Raw genomic sequence first — 20,138 nt, 5'->3', positions numbered from 1 at the left:
ATGAATTGGAATTTATTCAAATCTCTGAGCATATTTATAGGCTCACTTATGAAACTGTCGTCGGTATTCCGATTAAGATTAATACATGGTACGTAGTGGATGGTGAGGATGTTTATCTCATTGATACCGGAATGGAAGACTATGCACATACGCAGCTGAATGTGGCGAAATTTTTAGGAGCGCCCAAAAGCATTCTATTGACACACGGTCATCTAGATCACATTAACGGCGCCAAGTATTTAAAGAATAATTTGAATATTCCTATTTATGCTCACGAAGCTGAAATTCCGTTTATTAACGGTGAGAAGCCGTACCCAAACAAGGCAGAAAAGGAAACAACAGGTGTGAAACATCAAGTTGAAGGTTTAAGTGATAACATCATTAAAACGCTACCTTTAGATGTATATTTAACACCTGGCCATACGCCGGGACATGTGATATACCATCATAAAAGTGACAATGTGCTGCTAACTGGAGACTTATTCTTTTCTAATGCTGAATCCTTACATCCACCAATTCGAAAGTTCACAGTTGATATGGCCGAAAACATTAATAGTGGACGAATTATAGATGAAATTAAACCGTCTATAATTTCATCTTCACATGGTGAAGATGTCAAATATAATAATGATTTATATTCTGTCTATAAATTTATATATGAATAAGAGGGAGAAACATGAAAGTACAATTATTTCAAATGGAGATTGTAGAAGGAGAAGTTAAGCAAAATGAAAGCCGTATTAAGTCCTTATTTGAAGAGAAGCTGAATATAGATACGGAGATTGTGGTGATACCAGAAATGTGGAATACTGGTTATGATTTAAAAAATGTAGCAGAAAAAGCAGATATTGATTTAAAGAGAACTTTTCCTTTTATCCAAAGTTTAGCAACTAAATATCAGGTGAATATCATTGCAGGTTCAGTTTCGAATAAAAGGCATAACAACATTTATAATACAGCCTTTGCGGTATCAAAAACAGGGGAGCTACTCTATCAAAAAGATAAGATACATCTCGTGCCGATGTTAGATGAACATCATTATTTAACAGGTGGAGATGAAGTCCCAGATGTCTTTGAGATTAACGATATTAAAGCTAGTCAAATTATATGCTACGATTTGCGTTTTCCAGAAATTACACGTTACCCAGCTTCTCAAGGTGCAAACGTCATATTCTACGTTGCACAATGGACTACCAAAAATATAGACCATTGGAGAACACTATTGAAGGCAAGAGCTATAGAAAATGGTGTATACGTCATTGCATGTAACAGCGTGGGGAATGTGAATCATAAAAATCATGCCGGCAACACATATGCTGGACATTCAATAGTCATCGATCCAAATGGAAACATTATAGAAGAGGGGAGAGACCAAGAAGAAATCATAACAGCAGAAATTCATCTACAGAAAGTTACAGAACAACAAAAAAACATCCCAATATTTAAAAACCTGAGACCGGATGTTTATAAGCATGCCAAATAGAGATTTATATATTATTTGTAGCGTAAAGGCAGCACATGACTGGGTCTCATTGCTTTTCCATACTGAAAAGCACCCTTTTTCAGTATGGAAAAGCTATATGTTTCTTACGTCAGGACTGAAAACTTTACATCTTTTCTTGATAATATTTCCGATAGACGTTAGGAGTTATATTTTCGAATTTTTTAAATGTCTTGATGTAATATCCAGGGTCATTAAAACCTAATTCATCACTAATCTGTGCAATAGACAAATCCGTTTTTTCTAATAATTGTTTGGACCACTCTATTTTTTTGAGAGAAATAAAAACAGAAAAATTCATACCCGCTTCTTTGGTGAATATACGGCTAAAATAACCTGTGCTAATGTGACATAAATCAGCCATCTTTTGTTGAGATATTTTTTCTCTTTTATGTTTATAAATGTAGTCAAAGGCTGGCTGTAATACTTTGTTTTTACAAACTAAGTGATCGTTAATAGACGTTTTTACGTAAGCATTAGTAACTGTGTTGGCTAATTCCTTTTTTATATCTTGAATGTTATCTAGAGAATAACCGTAAGAAATATCTTCAGTAGAAAGGTCTTCTTTTACTGGAGGCATCTTTTCATATACTTCTAAAATTAAGTTTTTATTCATAGCTTCCTCTACAATGTAGTTGCAAAGTCTATATAACAATTGAGCAGCGTCGTTAATTTCTCTATAGGATAGAGTAGGAATAGAATCATATAGACGCTGTATTTCCTCATTATTTAAATTCTGTTCAAATCCCTTCGATGGAACAGTAAGCATTTGTTCCAAGGGAGGATGTTTGTCACCATCCTCAATTTTCACTTCTCCCGCCATGATGGCGCCTACATATTTATCATCAATTATAATGGGAATGGCAATATCGACAATATTCCAGTGGCATAAATAGATATAAGGAGCATTGGTTCTGACTGCCTCTAATCCTCCTCGCGCATCGCACTTTTCACAAAGTTTTGCTGTATTAGGATCTTTACGCATAGTCTCACAAAACGGACGTACACCACTGTGTTGAGAAATGGGCACTCCTTTATAGTTAACCGTGACAATCGCTAATTTTGTAACAAGCGCAAGCGAATCTTGAAGGTTTCGCCATTTCTTTAAATCTAGTATTTTATCTAAATTCATGTAAGTAGTTTTCAATGATGTTTTATCTCCCTTGCTTCTACTTCCCGTGTCGTAGTTTGCATTACTTATTTGAGAATACTTTTATTTTATTCCTGAGTTCGTAAAATAAAAGAGTGTTCAGCGATAAAGGTAACCTCTTTTCAACGTGAACTTAGTAGTATTTTTACCTGAAATAATGTCATAATAATACCATATTAGATGAAGAGAGCAAAAAAATACGATAAAAGGTTGTAAAAACTCGTCATTTAAGACTAATGTAATCTTAGACAAAAGATAGTAGAATTCCGATTGTAAGGGATTACAAAGTTAATTAGGAGGTTTTATTTATGAGAAAAGCATTTATTAGTCCTTCAAAATACATTCAAGGTGAAGATGAGATTTTAAATTTAGGTTATTTTGTGAAAACATTTGGTACTTCTGCACTTTTAATAGCACATCCTGAAGATATTAAACGTGTACAAGACAAATTAGATGCAACAGCAAAAAAATATGGTATTACATTTTTTGAAGGCGGATTCAATGGCGAATGTTCAAGACCAGAGATTTCTAGATTGCAGGAAATAGCAAAAGAAAACAACTGTGATTGTACAATTGGTTTAGGTGGTGGTAAGGCAATTGATACAGCAAAATGTGTAGCAGAGGGAGAGGGATTAATTATCGTCCCAACAATCGCTGCTACGGATGCACCTACAAGTCATTCCGCAGTTATCTATACACCAGAGGGTGCTTTTGATGATTACGCATACTTTAAGCAAAGCCCAAGTGTTGTATTAATTGATACAACAGTCATCGCTAATGCACCTACTAGATTCTTAGTATCTGGTATGGGGGATGCATTATCTACTTATTTCGAAGCAAGAGCAACAGCGCGTTCTTTCTCTAATGTAAATGCTGGATTACCTTGTGGAGTGCGTGAGGACTTATGTGCACCAGCAAAAGGTACAAATGCAGCGTTAGTTTTAGCAGAACATTGCTACAATACTCTATTAGAGGACGGGGTTAAAGCAAAAGCTGCAAGCGATCATAATGTTGTTACTCCAGCCTTAGAAAACATTATTGAAGCCAATATCTTATTATCAGGATTAGGGTTTGAAAGTGGTGGATTAGCTGGAGCACATGCGATTCATGATGGGCTTACTCTTTTAGAAAGTGCGCACCACTACTTCCACGGTGAAAAAGTAGCTTTTGGTACATTAGCACAATTGGTATTGGAAAATGCGCCAACTGAGGAAATAGAAGAAGTGTTAGATTTCTGCTTAGCAGTAGGACTTCCAGTTTGTCTCGCTGATATTGGAGTGGAACAAATTACGCAAGAAGAGTTAATGGAAGTAGCTAATAAAGCTTGTATTCCAGAGGAATCTATCTATTCTATGCCATTCCCTGTTAATCCAGAGTCAGTAGCTGCAGCTATTCTTGCAGCAGATCAAATTGGAAATGATTATAAGAAGAGGTTGATATAAAATGAAAAAAATTATTAATAAACCGGAAGATGTTGTACTTGAGATGTGTAAAGGGATGGTTCTAGCACATCCTGAACTGAATTTAATTGAAAAATATAAAGTCATTAAAAAAGACCAAATTAATAAAAGTAAAGTAAGTATAATTAGTGGGGGCGGAAGCGGACATGAACCTGCTCACGCTGGATATGTCGGGAAAGGCATGTTAGATGCAGCAGTTTGTGGTGATGTATTTGCTTCACCTTCTCAAATACAGATTTATCAAGCCATTAAAGAAACAGCTAGCGATAAGGGAACTTTACTAGTGATTAAGAACTACAGTGGTGACATGATGAATTTTAAGAATGCTGCTTATCTTGCAGAAGAAGATGGCATTCAAGTGGATTATGTAAAAGTAGATGATGATATTGCTGTACAGGACAGTTTATATACAGTTGGAAGACGCGGAGTAGCTGGTACTGTTCTTGTTCATAAAATAGCAGGTGCAGCAGCAGAACGCGGATATGATCTATCAAAAGTGAAAGAGGCAGCAGAAAGCGCTATTGCGAATGTTAAAAGCATTGGTATTGGATTAACTTCTTGTACAGTTCCTGCTAAAGGAACTCCTACTTTTGAGATTGCAGAAGATGAGATGGAATTTGGCGTTGGTATTCATGGAGAACCTGGTATCCGTCGTGAAAAAATTATTTCAGCGGACGAACTTGCAGAGCGTACGGTAACTTCATTATTAAAAGAAGTAGGAATAGAAGATGGAAAAGGAGAAGTGGCTGTCCTAATTAATGGATTTGGAAGCACACCTCTTCAAGAACTATATTTATTAAATCATTCTGTCATTCGTGAATTGTCACGTAGAAACGTAACGATTGCAAGAACGTTTATCGGAAACTACATGACAGCCATCGATATGGCCGGTGCTTCTATTTCAATTATGAAATTAGATGAGAACTTAAAGAGTCTCCTATCTGAAGAATGCGATACTCCTGCGCTAAAAATCAAAGGTGAAGTACCAGCTGTTACTTATGATGAAATCATTGGTACGGTGGAGGCACCGAAAGTGTCTTATGAGGTGCAAACCAACCAAGAATATTCCGTAGTAACGGAAAATCGACTGACGTTGAATAATATTATTTTTATGGTTGACCAAATGAGCGAATGTATTATTAGAAATGAAATACCGTTCTGTGAATTAGATTCCCATGCTGGTGACGGAGACTTTGGTATGAGTGTTGCTAAAGGGTTCAAACAGTTGAAAGCTGAATGGCACGAAATTCTAGAAAATAAATCAAATGATATTGGAAACTTCTTAGAGGCTTGTTCCATCGTTATCATGGAGCATTGTGGCGGAGCATCAGGCCCTATTTGGGGATCAGCATTTCGTGCGGCTGGAAAGAACGCCGAATCTAAAACCGAACTGACTTTAACAGAATTTGCTGAAATGATACAAGCGTCTGTAAAAGGAATTCAAGCAACAGGAGAACGTTCTTTTGGACGTGGAGCTGTTGTGGGAGATAAAACTTTAATCGATGCTTTAGTACCTTATGCAGATACGTTAACATCAAGTGCTGTTGAAGGGGAAAGCTTGAAATATGCTCTTGTCAAAGCAGCAGAAGCTGCTGTTGAAGGAGCAAAATCAACTGAACAGATTGTTGCACGTATGGGGCGTGCTGGTACGGTTGGAGAAAGAAGTCTTGGTTATCCAGACGCAGGTGCACATGGTTTAGGCGTAATCTTTACTGAAGTGGCTCAAGTAATGCAAGAAGATAAATAAACTTTAATAGGATCCTCTTCAAATATAGTGTAAGAAAAGCACTCTTTAAAAATGGGTGTTGCATTATATTTGGAAGAGGATTTTTTATGGTTTAAAAAGGATAGGCTCTAACTAGTTTAATATGAAATTAGTGGAAGTTAAGTCAGAGCACAGATATCTAGCTCTAGTCTGTTAAAAGCATAGGTAAGAAAGTACAATAACCACTATCCTTTAACATATCTCAATACCCTTGGGTTGGCGCGGTATTGTTATTCTAGGGGTATCTAAGATAGAATCTGTAGAACTAGAGTCACAATTGAACGAATAATAAGATACTGATAAGGTTCTGGCGGAAAATCTTGAATTCACTTGTAAGCAATCTCTAAAACTTAAACATGCTGATATTAGTACTCTGAAAAAGGGAAGTGATTAGTATGGAAAAGCAGAGTATATTTATTCTTTTCAATGGTTATCTAGTTATCATAAAACGTATTATCGGCAGAAATAAAAAAAACTAAATACGTTCCCACTATAAGCATGATACCCGAAGCTATAAAAATTAACCAGTACGTTAAAGGGAGACTATATGAAACTGTCATAACTCCAATATCTCTATCTAATGTTCTAACGATAAACGGAGTATAAATCATCTTAATAGTTAAGTACGTTAATAAAGCCTGAGCAATAAGAAAGATCCCTATTGTACGTTTCATGATCTTGCCTCCAAACTCATACATGTTTCTATGTACACTCTAACATAAATAGGCTTACTTATTAATGTTAGCTACCATAATCCCAGTATAATGAGAAAGAGAAGAAAGAAGGGATTATGCGTTGAAAAGTAAAATGAATCAGTTGTTAATCCTGTCTCTGTTGTGCATTGGCCTTGCTTATAGCATTTCTTAAGAGTATAGGCTCTTTCACGCTACAAACTGTTAATATTTACGTAACAGTTCGTCATTATTAAAGTACACTCACTTCTATGAGACCTGTCTAAATAAAATGTACGCGAAATGAATAATAATTTTCTTGATTTATCTGTCGTATATAAATATAATGTAACTGAAGTACGCAAAAAGAGAACATGAAATTAAAAATATACTTTTCGTTATTATCATTTTTTTGGTTCCATTCATTACCTATATACAATAAACGCATGTTTATTATAATGAGATTACAGTATGAAGAGGCTGAAGGAGATACCCCAACTTAATGCTGTACTTTCGTAATTTAAGTTACACATGAAATAAATCCTAAATTCCTTTAGCTTTCGGAGAAGATATATGTAGTTACTACGATTGAAATTTTTGAAAGCGATATCATTTCATTTGAAGAAAAACATTTTAAGAGATTTAATTATTTTAACAAGTTATAGAGATATCTAGTGTTATTGCTACCTTATCTCTAGACACTAGATAAAAAAGAAGATATTTCTTTATCTGAAATGAGGGAATAATAGATTAGGATATTGTTGTCTAACATTCATATAAATCTAGAAGTGACTGTCACTAGATTTATATGAATGTTAGACAATAAACAGGATTTCAAAAAGGTCAAAAGGATAATAGAAAATCTCTTTATAAACGATACTATATGCTCAGGTATATAAGATGAGCCGAAAAAGTGTATTTTACATTAAAGATTTTGAAAACGCTTTACTGAAGGGGGGAGTTAATTTCAAATCATACGGTTATCATTTATTTTAAAGATTATTTACACATTGGACTTATTTTTAATTATTGTCTTTTTTATAGACGCTAGCCTAAGAATAGGCTCTCTTTAAGTGTTTTAATGAACCGCAAATTGAAAGGGGTTACAACTATGAAGAAATTGGGATTAGCTACACAAATATTTATTGGACTTGCGTTCGGGATTGCTATAGGCGCTATTTTTTATGGGAATAATACAGCGATGGCGATTCTTCAACCTTTAGGAGATATTTTTCTTCACCTAATCAAAATGATTGTTATTCCTATCGTTGTATCTGCACTAATCGTATCTATAGCTGGTGTAGGTGATATTAAAAAGTTAGGAAGACTAGGTGGAAAAACCATTCTTTATTTTGAAATTGTTACTACAATTGCATTAGCAGTGGGATTATTAGCCGCAAATTTATTCCATCCAGGTAGTGGTATAGATATGGGGAACCTTGAGAAAGGTGATATATCCAAATATGAAGAAACATCTAAAACAACTGAGAGTGCAGGTGTAGCAGCTCAAATCGTTCATATTATCCCAACTAATATATTCCAATCGTTGACGGAAGGGAATTTATTAGCGATTATCTTTTTCTCAGTCTTATTTGGTCTAGGAGTTGCAGCAATTGGAGAAAAAGGCAAACCAGTTTTAAACTTTTTTGAAGGCGTACTAGAATCTATGTTTTGGATGACGAACTTAGTTATGAAATTTGCTCCATTTGGCGTATTTGCTTTAATTGGTTTAAATGTCGCGAAGTTTGGAATCGGTTCATTAATTCCTTTAGGAAAGTTAGTACTCGTTATATATCTGACCATGATTTTCTTTGTTTTTGTAGTATTAGGTATTATTGCAAAAATGGCTGGAACTAATGTTTTAGTCCTTATAAAAATCTTAAAAGATGAGTTAATTTTAGCGTTTACAACCGCAAGCTCTGAAGCGGTATTGCCAAGGTTAATGACTAAAATGGAGAACTTTGGTTGTCCGAAAGCTGTCACATCATTTGTTATTCCGACAGGATATACCTTTAACCTTGATGGGTCATCTATTTACCAAGCCATTGCTGCCCTTTTTATTGCACAAATGTATGGCATTCATCTATCTTTCATAGAACAAGTTACACTTTTACTTGTGTTGATGTTGACTTCTAAGGGAATGGCAGGAGTTGCAGGAGCATCATTTGTTGTTGTGTTAACAACACTGGGCTCAATGGGATTACCTCTAGAAGGTATGGCATTCATTGCTGGTATTGATCGTATTTTAGATATGCTTCGTACATCTGTCAACGTGGTAGGTAACGCATTAGCTGCTATTGTGATGTCTAAGTGGGAAGGCGGATTCGATAAAGAAAAAGCAAAGCATTATACAGATTCTATTAAAAAATCAGATGTAGCTTAAAATAATTTATTTGTTTATAAAGAAGGAGATCAATATTATGACAAATATAGGAACACTTGAAAAACAAGATGTAAGAATTGAAAAAGATTTCTTAGGAACGAAAGAGGTGCCTGTCAGCGCTTATTATGGGATTCAAACATTACGTGCAGTTGAAAATTTCCCAATAACAGGTTACCAGATTCATCCGGAACTCATTAAAGCATTAGGAATTGTTAAGAAAGCTGCTGCTCTTGCTAATATGGAAACAAAAAGGTTATATGATGGGCTGGGTAATGCAATTATTGAAGCAGCAGACGAGGTTATTGAAGGAAAAAGAAATAATCAATTTATTGTTGATCCAATACAGGGTGGCGCGGGGACCTCAATGAATATGAATGCAAATGAGGTTATTGCAAATAGAGCTTTAGAGGTACTTGGTCATAAGAAAGGTTCTTATTCCGATTTAAGCCCTAATAGTCATGTAAACATGTCACAGTCAACAAACGACGTATTCCCAACTGCTATCCATATTGCAACGCTTAATCTGCTAGATAAGTTACTGAAAACAATGAATTATATGCACAGTGTATTTCAGAAAAAGGCAGAACAATTTGATTCTATTATAAAGATGGGACGTACTCACCTACAGGATGCGGTTCCAATCCGTCTTGGTCAAGAATTTGAATCATATAGTCGTGTTCTTGAGCGCGATATGAAACGTATTAAGCAATCCTATGGACATTTATATGAGGTTAATATGGGAGCAACTGCAGTTGGAACGGGTTTAAATGCAGATCCACGTTATATCGAAAATGTTGTAAGATATCTAGCAAATATCAGTGGTTTACCACTTAAGAAGGCCAATCATCTTGTAGACGCGACTCAAAATACAGATGCTTATACAGAAGTTTCTGCAACATTAAAGATTTGTATGGTAAATATGTCGAAAATAGCGAACGACTTACGTCTAATGGCGTCTGGTCCCCGTGCAGGACTAGCAGAAATCACTTTGCCAGCTCGTCAGCCAGGGTCTTCTATTATGCCTGGAAAAGTTAATCCTGTCATGCCAGAGATGATTAACCAGGTTGCCTTTCAAGTTATCGGTAATGATCATACAATTTGCTTGGCTTCTGAAGCAGGTCAGCTTGAGCTTAATGTTATGGAACCTGTTCTTGTTTTTAATTTACTTCAATCAATTAGCATCATGAATAATGCTTTTCAGACATTTACGGATTATTGCCTGCAGGGGATTGAAGCGAATGAAGAACATTTAAAAGAATACGTAGAAAAAAGTGTAGGTATTATTACGGCTATTAATCCTCATATTGGATATGAAGTGACTGCTAGAATCGCACGAGAAGCAATCCTAAAAGGTGAATCTGTACGTGAATTATGCTTAAGGTATGATGTTTTAACAGAAGAAGAATTAGATCTAATTTTAAATCCTTTTGAAATGACTAATCCAGGGATTGCTGGAAACTCCCTTTTTGATAGAGAATAAACAGGTTTTAATATGAAAGGAAATTCACTACCATCATCTGTTTGATTCTTTAATTAAATAATATCTGTTGGATTAACGTTTTAACTTTAAAACATGTGGTACACATATAGTACAACGCTAATATTATTGTTGGTTGTTGTGGGAAGGTAAATACTTAATTTATGAAGGGACTGATTAGTTTTGAAAGAATTAACAGCGACTTCAACAAACGTATTGCCTCAAATTGAAAGCAGGTATTCGTATCTCACACAAGGCACTTTAGTTATGAACCGATATACGTAACGAAAGGGCCTCACAAGGGCAAATGAACAACTTCTTAAACAGTATGGGAAGAAGCCTGGATCTAAGGGGATCCAGGCTTCTTCTTTTCGAGTTTACATAAACACTCTTTCTCGAACACTTGCTGTAGTAGTACATCCCTAATCTAAGCCTCCAACGTAATGAGGGTTAGTTTAAAGATTAGTTTAATGGTGGAATCATTTCGCTTATCACCGGTAATCAAGTGATTATTTATAGGGACTTTCCAGAAGTTTCGTGACTTGTTGGAGACTTTTATTTTGGGTTATTATAAATAACAAAACTTCATTTTACCTCAAATTAAAATATATTGTCAATGAAAAAATTGTAATATTTTCAAAAAATGTTATAATAGTTTTACAATTGTTTTTTCGATCGTATTCCGAATTCCGCTGTGTTTGTTTCAGATAGAATTATGGATACATTTTTTCAATACCCTTTTTTAAACTGAAAAAAACTCAAACAGTTGTGTGAGCTTTAAAGGTATGTTAGTTGAATAAAATTATTAATTTACTCTCTAATAGTAACCGAGTTTTTATTCTACAAGGAGGCCTAGAATAATGAATCTAATCAATAAGAAAGTTACACACAAGCTTTTTGGGATAGGTAGTATAGTTAAATGTAATGATTCTAGTATTGAAATACATTTCGCATCGGAAAATAAAAAGTTTGTTTTCCCCGATGTATTTGGAAAGCATCTAAAACTGCATGATAAAAGTGTTGCTCATTCGCTCGAAAAAATTATAGAAAAAAAGGAAATGGAACACAACGAGGAAGAACGGAAGAAGGAAGAGGAAAAAAAACTACAACGAAAAAACCAAGAACTTCGCTGGGGACTTGAAAAACTTATGAAAAATCATAAACTTCATTCTGAATCACAAATGGTTTTTTGGTGTGACACAGAAGAACAGAATAGTTCTTTTTTAGAGTGGAAGGTTTTTTCAGGTGTAATAAAAAGCGGTAATAACAAGGGGAAGCCAACCAAACCCATCCGTTTGCACCAAAATAGTGCTGTCTTATTAACAGCAATAGATTCCAGTATGCCTGAAAAAGACAGACGTATCTTAGGCGTCTATATGGTGAATGAAGATTTTATCGGTAAGCTTTGTGAAGATGGATATATTCCTGCTCATTCAAAATACAGACTCCAGCTTACAGAACAGGAATCGGATCAGATGCCTTTCTGGAAATATTATGCAAATGAAAGAGCATCACAAAAAATGACATGGAATACAGGTAAATACCGTTATTTTGATAATTTATGGATGGCTCAAATTTTGCTTGATATAGCTGAGTTGAAAAGTGACGCAAAGGAAAGAGAGCTGGCACAACAATTTTTTGAACATTTTTGTAAAATGAATCTGATAACAGCTGAGGAGTTACCAAAGCCTAATGGCGCATTGATGCGTATGTAAACGTTAGCCCAAAGATAATAGCAATGACCAAGGACTGACACATTTTTCTCCCTCATCATTAATACCGAACGTTCCTTGGCTCTGTTCGCTACTAAAAAGGCAAGAACAGAACGTAGGAGAGAAGATGAAGGATATAACGTGAAAATATTTAGTAATGGAAAAACAGTAACTATAAGAGTATCGAATGAATTAGTAACAATCTTAAAAAGTCATTATGTAAAAAACATGAAAAGATACTCTTATACGGTTACTAAATATCCAAGTATTTTTTTGAAGAAGAATTGATGAAACAAGAACAATAAGTAGATAATGAGGAGATACACCTATGCTTAAATTTAAAGTTATTTTCGAATTTATAAATGGCAGGACAAAGGAATTAAAATTCGAAGCCGCATCAAAGAAAGAAGTCATTAGTCATATAACAAAATATAAAAGATTCATTTTGAATGAAAAAGAGTTAGTGCACATCAATTTAAATAATGTGGTACAGTTTATGATTACAGAAGAAAAATAATAATAAAAACTAGGCATCTATTAATTGAGGTGCTTTTTATTTTAATAAATAGACTGATTTAAATTTAAATGACATTTCTCAGAGTAGTAATAAAATTGAGCGGTTAATTAAAGCTCTTCTTAGCTCTTCACTAGATAAAGAGAAAGTTATAGAACAATTAATTGAAATAGAGTTAGAACTTGACCATATTAATTGGCACTATAAAAGCTTTTAAAAAAAGAATTAAAACAATTACTTAATGTTTAAGTAAAAAAAGTTACTTATAAACTATAAAAACTAAAAAATATGGAGAAAAATACATGAGCACTAACACTCTGCCTTCATTTTTAGAAAAATACTTTGAAGGATTAACTTTAAGTGCAGCTCTGTTTTATTCGTGGAAATATAGCATTCGCTTTGAAATATCAGATCCATTAATTTCATCTCACGAAAAAGATTGTTTGAATCAAGCTTTTCATCGATCAATCACATTATTTCAAAGGGTATTTGGAGAGGGAGATGAGATTCTTTTTGTTACGGATGTGCATACTACGAACAAAGATCGTTTCCTTCAAAAAAGACCTTTAAACGTTTATTTAAAATACATAAAAGATAAACAGCGGCTATATCAATTAAACCATCACTGTTTGCCGAGTATATTTCAGGATGAAGATGAAGACGATGATCAATCTTTGACCCATCGCTTTGGACTTTCTTGTAAGAAAACAGAATTAAGATATGCGCAGCTTTTAAAGGCTATTAATTATGAAGACTTTGCTCATCCATCTACTATTCTGAAGAGTAATTCCCAAAGTAGTTATGATATTTACTTTATTAATCTCTCTAAAAAAATGATTTTTCATTTGTATGATGATCGCGGATGTGATGTCTTAGCCTCAAGTAAAGAATCTATACGCTTTCTTTATGAAGAATATAATAATTGGATTTTGGATTATGATCGAGGAGAAATTGACCTTTTATTTAAGTGAAAAGTAGGATTCATCCACTAATTAGCACATTTAATTAGCACATTTTTTATATCCATAATCACCTGTCTCACAGTAACTAAAAATAAAAAGGGTATCTACAATCTTCTAGGTTAATTTTGATATATAATCAGATTAGCATTAGGCTTATAGCTAAATGGAAATATGACCCTAAGGAGATATTACAATAATGCAAGACCTAAAAAATAATAAACCGACAGCAGCTTGGCAACAAAGAATGGAAGATGATGAGATTTTCACTGCAGAGAATATTAAAGCCACTGATGAAATCCTTGATGCTTATATGAATAGACTTGAAGGTTCTGTAGATAAAATGTCAGAACAAGATATTTTAGAATATGTACAAGAGATAGTTATAGGATTAAATGAGTTAAATGAACAATTTGACTATTTCAACGAAACGTTAGAAAGAGAAGAACTTTGCGAGTTTATCATTAAAGCCGCAAATGCAGCTGCCTTAGAGACTGAAGAGGATATCACAGAAGAGTGGTAACATACAGATGCTTACATATAAGAGAATGAAATATGGATTCTAAACAGTTATTTCTAGTTACCATAATCATGACTCTAGGAAGTAATGTAAAAGAAGAACATTCTATGAAATGTTCTTCTTTTATAAATGATCAGAGTGAGGTATAGCTGCATACACTTGCAGTTGTCTTTTTGCCACTTATACTTAATCATTCTAATGGCCATGAAATAATGAAAGGGAATATTGATAAACATAAATAATTACGAATCCTAGCGAAATTAATAGCCATACATGCAATTTCCTGAAGTGCTTGATGGTATTTCCAATTATTTCATGAAAGATAACAAAAGACAGTGTACCGATTGCTGCGCCAGTCGATAAAGCTTGTAGTTTAAGTGAGGAAACTTGTACACTTTCACCAATGAATAAACTGCCTCCTAAAGACAGCGACAGAATGGCTACAATTAGTAAAAAGAAGATGTTAGGTATTTTTGCTATAGAGAGGACTGTCATAATTGCCATCCCCTCTGGGACCTGATGTAAAAGGGTAGCTGCGAATACAGAAGCTGATTGGTGCATATCTGTTATTCCAAATGTAATACCTGTGATGACATTATGAAAAAAGATAGCAACCGTTAATAAGATAAGTGCCTGTAAGGGTGAAATTTCGCTGTTTTGTTTATGCAAAAAGAGGTCAATGCATAGCATGATGATATATCCGACTACAATTCCTAATAAAACGCCTCTTAAATCATATAGATGCCAAGTAGACGGAAGGATATCAAAGAACAATAAGCCCAATAAGATTCCACCGCATATAGCATACATAAATTGGATTCTCCCCCTTGCCAAATGGTTTACTAATTTGAGAAGTCCTCCTCCTACTAATAAACCCAGTAAAGAACCTAAAGTAAATAAGATATTTATTTCTATATGCATAATTGCTACTTCCTTTCGGCTATATGTTTTTTTACAACTAACCTATTCAAAGGAAAGGCAATCATACCTATGTTTTATAAATGATTTAAAAAATAAAAGTACATGATATTAACTTGGGAGTGATTTTTAGGTAAATCACTAATAAAAAAGGACATACTAACGTTATCTAAAAAAGAGGTGTTGCTATGGAATCTCCTTTTGAAATGATAACAAATGTGAACAAGGTCGAAAATGCTTATTATATAGAAGTGAAACCAGGGGAGTACAATGCAAAGTATTGGAATAAAGAATCGGTCTATTTTGCTGATGAAGCTTTTGCTTATTTCTACACCACGATTTGCAAGTATGTGCCACAGTATCAACCTACCCAAGTGACAGAAATCAAAGCAGAAACATGGCTGAGGATCAGTAATCAGCTGCAAGAACTCGCGTATTTTTTGAGCACTAATCCGCCTATGATTAAACTAAAGAAATGGATTGATTTTAGCAAAGTAGAGGGAACGTACAAACAGTTTGATCATCACAAAAACAAGTACATTCGTGAGTTAATTAACATGATTAACGAATTTACAGTGTGGATAACAAAGGTATGTCAAACACAATCGTACATCACCATTTTGGGCACTTAATGGGAATCGATGTTGCTTATTGTAATCTACAAGCTATGCAGAAAATGAAAGAAGTGCTCAAAACGAATATGGCATATTACGCTAAAGGGATAAACTACACTCACAGCGAAAACAACTATAAGGAGGTGCAAAGAGTATCTTACACTTACCAGGCCTTGAAACCTCAGATGCTTGGAATGAAGAACAAAAATCCCAAAAACAAATCGTGAGTTAAATCACTAAAAATGCTGTCAGATGAAGCAAGTGATTCTATAAATCAAAAAAGCTACTTTAAAAAGTAGCTTTTTTGATTTAAGTTTTTGAAGAATGTAAAATCTAATTGGTATCATTCGGTACTTCAAGAGAAGTAGGTTTGGTGTTCCTTTTGAAAAATGAAAGAATTACCATTACGAGAACGAATGCTACACAAACTATAGAGCTCAACTTATTCGCACTGTCTATGAGAAAGACTATGAAGCTAATAATTAATGTACATGCGGCAAAAAGCGTTAAATAAGGGAAGCCCCAAAGTTTAAAATATGGTTTTTCTTTATATTGAGGACGTAGCTTTAGCTGAGCTAAGCAAATACTAATCCATATAAGAGAAACTGTAAATCCAGGAATAGCTAATAAATAAGAAAAAGCTTTTTCAGGATATAAGTATACGAGGTACGTTCCCAATAATAAAAATAAGACACTGAAAGCTAAGCTGTAAACAGGTACGCCTTGTTTATTTACATAGGACAAACTTTTAGGAGCATCTCCCGACTGAGATAAAGAATGAAGCATCCTTGTACAGCCATAAATACCTGAATTGGCTGCTGAAAGGACAGCTGTTAATAAAATAAAGTTCATAACATGAGAAGCCCCTTGAAGCCCGGCTGTTTCAAATACTTGGACAAAAGGGCTAGCATTTGCATCAATTTTATCCCATGGTATCAAGCCGCAGATAATAAAAATAGGCAAGGTATAAAACAGAACTACTCTCCACATAACGCCTTTAACTACCCCTGGCAATACCTTTTCAGCATCTTTTGTTTCCGTAATAGTTAAACCAATGAGTTCTGATCCTCCATACGAGAAAATGACTACAAGTAATGTAGAAAAAACGGCTTTCCAGCCATTTGGCACAAAATCACTATAATTGTGAAGGTAATGAGAAGATGAATTATTACTTGGCATAATTCCAAATAGTATCGCTATACCTAATAAAATAAAAGCAATAATAACAAAGATTTTAATACCAGCAAACCAAAACTCAATTTCTCCAAAAGACTTTACGCTTGTAGCATTAATTAAAATAAGTACAATTGAACAAATGAGACAGAGAATCCATAAAGGGATAGAAGAAAACCAATATTGCAGAAAACTACCTGCAGCGATGACTTCAATAACGCACACAGTAAGCCACATAAAGCAATAAGTAGTTCCCGTTACAAAAGAAAAACGTCTTCCAAAAGCTTTTTGAATTAGATCTTTCATATTGTGAGATGGGTATACAATAGCCATTTCAGCCAAAGCTCCCATTACAATGAGAAGCAATAGTCCAGCAAATAGATACGAAAAGATAACCGAAGGTCCTGCTAATCCAATTGTATCAGCACTTCCTTTGAAAATTCCTGTTCCAATCATTCCTCCAATAGCAATCATTCGAATGTGTCGCGGTAATAACTGTTTTTTTAACGTATTCTTTGATACGGTATTTTCTTTCATGATGCCCTCCTTTTAACATAAAAAAGTCCCTGCTGAATTATTCAGCAGGGACGAAAATTTCGCGGTACCACCCTATATTGTAAAAACATCTTACCTCTTAATTAGCATAACGGTTTTATCCGTCCTCTCTAAAACACCATTAGAAGAGGAAGCTCTAGGAGTGAATTTCATCTCTAATCTTTGTACTGACTTCCACCAATTATCAGCTCGCTATAACAGGGAGATTAGGATTACTTAAGATCCTATCTTAGCTTTTGTTTATTAAATTAAAGTGTATGTAATGTATATCATCTTAGTTAGTTTGAAATTAAATGTCAATATGTTTTTATCTATTTACAGCTATAAGAAGAGTTATTAGATTTTACATAAAAATAATAATTACCACTATTTAGTAGTTAATCATTCCTTTTCTATTCGTTTGTACTGTGATTGAATTGTAGGCTTTTCTATAATAGAAAACCTACTGTGCAAACAAGAGTACAGTAGGTTTTCAAATCAGAATAAAAATGGTGAGAAAATATCTCAGTATCGTATTTTATCCTAAAGAATAGAACAATGCAAGAGTTATTCTTTTCTTTTACAACATTTGAATTACACATATACCAAACCTTTAACAATAGGAATTTTAAAGCTTTGTTACTTCTTATAATTCATATTAAGTGAACAAAAAATTTCTTTAAACAAAAGGTCTGGAGGATATTTTTATAGAAGTATAGTTAAGTTGACTACTGATACCTTGTGTAATGTCGATAATGAATTGGGAAATAGGAGGAGTTTCAAATGTCACATCACTCATTAAAATTGTACGACTACCATGTATGGGCAAACCAAAAAATTTTCGACCGATTAAAAGAACTTTCTGAGGACATTTACGAAAAGGAAATTCAGAGCGTTTTTCCTTCTATATCAAAGTTGATGGCGCACATTTATGTTTCTGACAACATATGGTTAGATTGTATTTCTGGTAAAAAGTTTGATGAAGCATCTGCGTCGGCTAATCAATTGAGCGAACAGATTGAAACGAAAAGAATCGAGGAAGTAGAAACAATGTTTTTCGATTTATCTGGCCGGTACAAAGCGTTTCTCAATCGTCAAGAAGATATAGAAACCGCCTTTGTGCTTGAAACTTCATTTGCTGGACGACTCGAAACCCGTTTATCTGATGTAGTACAACATGTTGTCAATCATGGAACATATCATCGTGGCAATATTACAGCTATGCTAAGGCAACTGGGCCATCCCGGTGTTATGACTGATTATATGTTATATTTATATGAAAGGGATATAGAAGAGTAGTTTCTCCTCTATCTAAAAAGGGTAGCGTCAGGAAATGCGGATTTACAACGTTAAGGGAATTCTAATATTAAAAGGCCCAATTCCTAAGTATTAAACTAGAGAAATTGGGCCTTTTTTTCGTGCCTCCATTTTTATATTTTTATAAGAAACGAAAAAGCAGCTCCCGTACAAATAGAAAGGTGCTTTCTCGTCACACTCATTTATAAATAAAAACCTAGTTAATCAAAGACTTTGAAATGCAGAGAACTGCTCGCTGACAAAATTAACTTTTGTTTTTCATATAATTTTTTTATATAATTCCTGATTCAACGCAAATTTCGGCGTTGTAGAACCTTCATTTTCTTGTTATCAATTTATTTTTCAAACTGAAGCCAGAGCTTTTATACCTTCAACAATTTAAAGATATGGACCATTTTGAGAGAGAGCTAAAAGAATATATACACTACTATAATAACACTCGAATTAAGGAAAAATTAAAAGGCATGGGTCCAGTCGAATACTGTACTTATGCCAATTACGTTGTTTAAATATAAATCGTCTAACTTTTTGGGTTCGGTCCATTTCCAAGGGTTCTCTTTTTGCGTGTGTTCCGGAAAGAGTGTCTATGTTAAGTAAATGATACAGTATCTTATTAAATTTATTAGTTTTATCCTTTATATAAAATGAGGACAAATAGCTTCTTGATCCTTCTCTATTTCGATTAATATCTAGGTAAATCAATTATATTTGTATACCCCTGAATTTATAAAATTTCACTATGTATTTATTATAATTTGATCTACATTTTCCCCTTGGATAATTAAGGTAATATTTAGTAAAATAAATATAGTGAAGAAAAATTAGCAGCAAGGGATGTGAATGTTTACCTTGAAAGCAAAGAAAACTGGCCCCTCTCACAATATATCTAATTTTTTTGTTAAAGCATTTACTGTTATTTTTATAACTTTAATTGTTATTATTGCTATTTTATTAATGTTAGGAGCATTTGTGTTTGGATTTATTGGTTTATTTGAAATATTTGGGGTGCAATACGATTCATTTCTATCTCTATTAATATTCCTATTAATGTTTTTTATTATTGGGTTTATAGTTGATTTATTATCAATATTTCTCATTAATACATTTTCCCAACAAATTAAAAACTCTAAAAGAAAATTCCTTGTGAGACTGGTTATTGACTGTAGCTTTTCTTGGTTTTCTATACATACTGCTGATGAATTAATTAGAAGCATTACTATTCCCTCTATAACTGAGCTTATAGCTGTCTTTCTACTCTTTTTGTTAGAAGTGATAATGGATATGAATAGCAAAGGAGAACGTAATAAGAGCTCACTGATTCCTTGAAGTCTTTGGGGTTCTGGTGCAAAGATTGCTTCAACCTAAAAGACCACTTTTCATAAATATAGTTATAAGGAAAAAAAGTAATGTACATTATGCTTTATATTTCATAACACTGGTTCCAATTGTTTGGTCAATATTCAAGGGAGG

At 33.9% G+C, this 20,138-nt stretch carries 17 protein-coding genes, 1 pseudogene and 1 other annotated feature; of the genes and pseudogenes, 14 read left to right on the top strand and 4 right to left on the bottom strand.

The features are described from left to right. Positions 1-5 precede the first annotated feature (5 nt). Positions 6-665 carry an MBL fold metallo-hydrolase gene (locus tag AC2YJL_RS15275; RefSeq protein WP_050689002.1) on the top strand — a complete coding sequence of 220 codons (660 nt, stop codon included), beginning with the start codon at positions 6-8 and terminating at the stop codon, positions 663-665. Between the two features lie 11 nt (positions 666-676). After that, entirely contained in the window at positions 677-1,483 is an 807-nt protein-coding gene (locus AC2YJL_RS15270; protein ID WP_230932377.1) for a carbon-nitrogen family hydrolase, read from the top strand. 124 nt (positions 1,484-1,607) lie between these two features. Here AC2YJL_RS15270 and AC2YJL_RS15265 read toward each other — a convergent pair whose 3' ends face one another. Beyond that, a complete protein-coding gene (locus tag AC2YJL_RS15265) occupies positions 1,608-2,648 on the bottom strand; it encodes a PocR ligand-binding domain-containing protein (RefSeq protein WP_487374799.1) in 1,041 nt (346 codons plus the stop codon). Positions 2,649-2,959: 311 nt separating this feature from the next. Here AC2YJL_RS15265 and AC2YJL_RS15260 point away from each other — a divergent pair, with 311 nt between their 5' ends. Together AC2YJL_RS15260 and dhaK are read left to right on the top strand one after the other, a co-directional pair. Then, positions 2,960-4,093 carry a glycerol dehydrogenase gene (locus AC2YJL_RS15260; protein ID WP_195694775.1) on the top strand — a complete coding sequence of 378 codons (1,134 nt, stop codon included), beginning with the start codon at positions 2,960-2,962 and terminating at the stop codon, positions 4,091-4,093. A 1-nt stretch (position 4,094) separates the two neighbouring features. Next, on the top strand, positions 4,095-5,858 hold the full coding sequence (dhaK, locus tag AC2YJL_RS15255) for a dihydroxyacetone kinase subunit DhaK (protein WP_487374798.1): 1,764 nt from the start codon (positions 4,095-4,097) through the stop codon (positions 5,856-5,858). A 452-nt stretch (positions 5,859-6,310) separates the two neighbouring features. Here the strand turns inward: dhaK and AC2YJL_RS15250 are convergent, their stop codons facing one another. Further along, positions 6,311-6,550 carry a hypothetical protein gene (locus tag AC2YJL_RS15250; RefSeq protein ID WP_195694773.1) on the bottom strand — a complete coding sequence of 80 codons (240 nt, stop codon included), beginning with the start codon at positions 6,548-6,550 and terminating at the stop codon, positions 6,311-6,313. 1,108 nt (positions 6,551-7,658) lie between these two features. Here AC2YJL_RS15250 and AC2YJL_RS15245 point away from each other — a divergent pair. The 6 genes from AC2YJL_RS15245 to AC2YJL_RS15220 all read left to right on the top strand — a co-directional run bounded on the left by AC2YJL_RS15245 (position 7,659) and on the right by AC2YJL_RS15220 (position 14,115). Then, entirely contained in the window at positions 7,659-8,930 is a 1,272-nt protein-coding gene (locus AC2YJL_RS15245) for a cation:dicarboxylate symporter family transporter (protein WP_195694772.1), read from the top strand. Positions 8,931-8,967: 37 nt separating this feature from the next. Further along, complete coding sequence (gene aspA / locus AC2YJL_RS15240) at positions 8,968-10,410, top strand: aspartate ammonia-lyase (RefSeq protein ID WP_195694771.1); 1,443 nt, start codon at positions 8,968-8,970, stop codon at positions 10,408-10,410. A gap of 857 nt (positions 10,411-11,267) precedes the next feature. Beyond that, positions 11,268-12,122, top strand: coding sequence for a malate synthase (locus tag AC2YJL_RS15235; RefSeq protein ID WP_195694770.1), 855 nt, complete (start codon positions 11,268-11,270; stop codon positions 12,120-12,122). Between the two features lie 325 nt (positions 12,123-12,447). Further along, positions 12,448-12,636 carry a hypothetical protein gene (locus AC2YJL_RS15230; protein ID WP_487374797.1) on the top strand — a complete coding sequence of 63 codons (189 nt, stop codon included), beginning with the start codon at positions 12,448-12,450 and terminating at the stop codon, positions 12,634-12,636. Positions 12,637-12,935: 299 nt separating this feature from the next. Next, on the top strand, positions 12,936-13,604 hold the full coding sequence (locus AC2YJL_RS15225; protein ID WP_230932379.1) for a DUF3885 domain-containing protein: 669 nt from the start codon (positions 12,936-12,938) through the stop codon (positions 13,602-13,604). 187 nt (positions 13,605-13,791) lie between these two features. Further along, a complete protein-coding gene (locus tag AC2YJL_RS15220; protein ID WP_230932380.1) occupies positions 13,792-14,115 on the top strand; it encodes a hypothetical protein in 324 nt (107 codons plus the stop codon). Between the two features lie 192 nt (positions 14,116-14,307). Here the strand turns inward: AC2YJL_RS15220 and AC2YJL_RS15215 are convergent, their stop codons facing one another. Beyond that, complete coding sequence (locus tag AC2YJL_RS15215; protein ID WP_230932381.1) at positions 14,308-15,033, bottom strand: ZIP family metal transporter; 726 nt, start codon at positions 15,031-15,033, stop codon at positions 14,308-14,310. 185 nt (positions 15,034-15,218) lie between these two features. Here AC2YJL_RS15215 and AC2YJL_RS15210 point away from each other — a divergent pair, with 185 nt between their 5' ends. Then, complete coding sequence (locus AC2YJL_RS15210) at positions 15,219-15,662, top strand: hypothetical protein (protein WP_195694765.1); 444 nt, start codon at positions 15,219-15,221, stop codon at positions 15,660-15,662. 315 nt (positions 15,663-15,977) lie between these two features. Here AC2YJL_RS15210 and AC2YJL_RS15205 read toward each other — a convergent pair whose 3' ends face one another. Further along, a complete protein-coding gene (locus tag AC2YJL_RS15205; protein ID WP_195694764.1) occupies positions 15,978-17,354 on the bottom strand; it encodes an amino acid permease in 1,377 nt (458 codons plus the stop codon). 43 nt (positions 17,355-17,397) lie between these two features. Further along, positions 17,398-17,612, bottom strand: a binding site (T-box leader). A gap of 522 nt (positions 17,613-18,134) precedes the next feature. On the opposite strand from AC2YJL_RS15205, the gene AC2YJL_RS15200 reads away from it, so the two are divergent. The 3 genes and pseudogenes from AC2YJL_RS15200 to AC2YJL_RS15190 all read left to right on the top strand — a co-directional run bounded on the left by AC2YJL_RS15200 (position 18,135) and on the right by AC2YJL_RS15190 (position 19,994). Further along, entirely contained in the window at positions 18,135-18,650 is a 516-nt protein-coding gene (locus tag AC2YJL_RS15200) for a DinB family protein (RefSeq protein WP_230932383.1), read from the top strand. A gap of 350 nt (positions 18,651-19,000) precedes the next feature. Next, a pseudogene (locus AC2YJL_RS15195) lies at positions 19,001-19,177 on the top strand (IS3 family transposase); the annotation flags it as partial. A gap of 331 nt (positions 19,178-19,508) precedes the next feature. Then, positions 19,509-19,994 (top strand): YrvL family regulatory protein, encoded by a 486-nt coding sequence (locus AC2YJL_RS15190; protein WP_098333349.1) that lies wholly within the window; start codon positions 19,509-19,511, stop codon positions 19,992-19,994. Positions 19,995-20,138 lie beyond the last annotated feature (144 nt).

Source organism: Priestia sp. SRI_019 (assembly GCF_057586255.1).
Note: the sequence above shows the minus strand (reverse complement) of the source record. Positions and strands in the feature narration are given on the sequence as shown.

Coding starts and splice junctions, on each gene's coding strand:
- AC2YJL_RS15225 (WP_230932379.1), top strand. CDS start 12,936: ATGAGCACTAACACTCTGCCTTCATTTTTAGAAAAATACTTTGAAGGA.
- dhaK (WP_487374798.1), top strand. CDS start 4,095: ATGAAAAAAATTATTAATAAACCGGAAGATGTTGTACTTGAGATGTGT.
- AC2YJL_RS15215 (WP_230932381.1), bottom strand. CDS start 15,033: ATGCATATAGAAATAAATATCTTATTTACTTTAGGTTCTTTACTGGGT.
- AC2YJL_RS15205 (WP_195694764.1), bottom strand. CDS start 17,354: ATGAAAGAAAATACCGTATCAAAGAATACGTTAAAAAAACAGTTATTA.
- AC2YJL_RS15260 (WP_195694775.1), top strand. CDS start 2,960: ATGAGAAAAGCATTTATTAGTCCTTCAAAATACATTCAAGGTGAAGAT.
- AC2YJL_RS15250 (WP_195694773.1), bottom strand. CDS start 6,550: ATGAAACGTACAATAGGGATCTTTCTTATTGCTCAGGCTTTATTAACG.
- AC2YJL_RS15235 (WP_195694770.1), top strand. CDS start 11,268: ATGAATCTAATCAATAAGAAAGTTACACACAAGCTTTTTGGGATAGGT.
- AC2YJL_RS15190 (WP_098333349.1), top strand. CDS start 19,509: ATGTTTACCTTGAAAGCAAAGAAAACTGGCCCCTCTCACAATATATCT.
- AC2YJL_RS15245 (WP_195694772.1), top strand. CDS start 7,659: ATGAAGAAATTGGGATTAGCTACACAAATATTTATTGGACTTGCGTTC.
- AC2YJL_RS15210 (WP_195694765.1), top strand. CDS start 15,219: ATGGAATCTCCTTTTGAAATGATAACAAATGTGAACAAGGTCGAAAAT.
- aspA (WP_195694771.1), top strand. CDS start 8,968: ATGACAAATATAGGAACACTTGAAAAACAAGATGTAAGAATTGAAAAA.
- AC2YJL_RS15200 (WP_230932383.1), top strand. CDS start 18,135: ATGTCACATCACTCATTAAAATTGTACGACTACCATGTATGGGCAAAC.
- AC2YJL_RS15270 (WP_230932377.1), top strand. CDS start 677: ATGAAAGTACAATTATTTCAAATGGAGATTGTAGAAGGAGAAGTTAAG.
- AC2YJL_RS15230 (WP_487374797.1), top strand. CDS start 12,448: ATGCTTAAATTTAAAGTTATTTTCGAATTTATAAATGGCAGGACAAAG.
- AC2YJL_RS15220 (WP_230932380.1), top strand. CDS start 13,792: ATGCAAGACCTAAAAAATAATAAACCGACAGCAGCTTGGCAACAAAGA.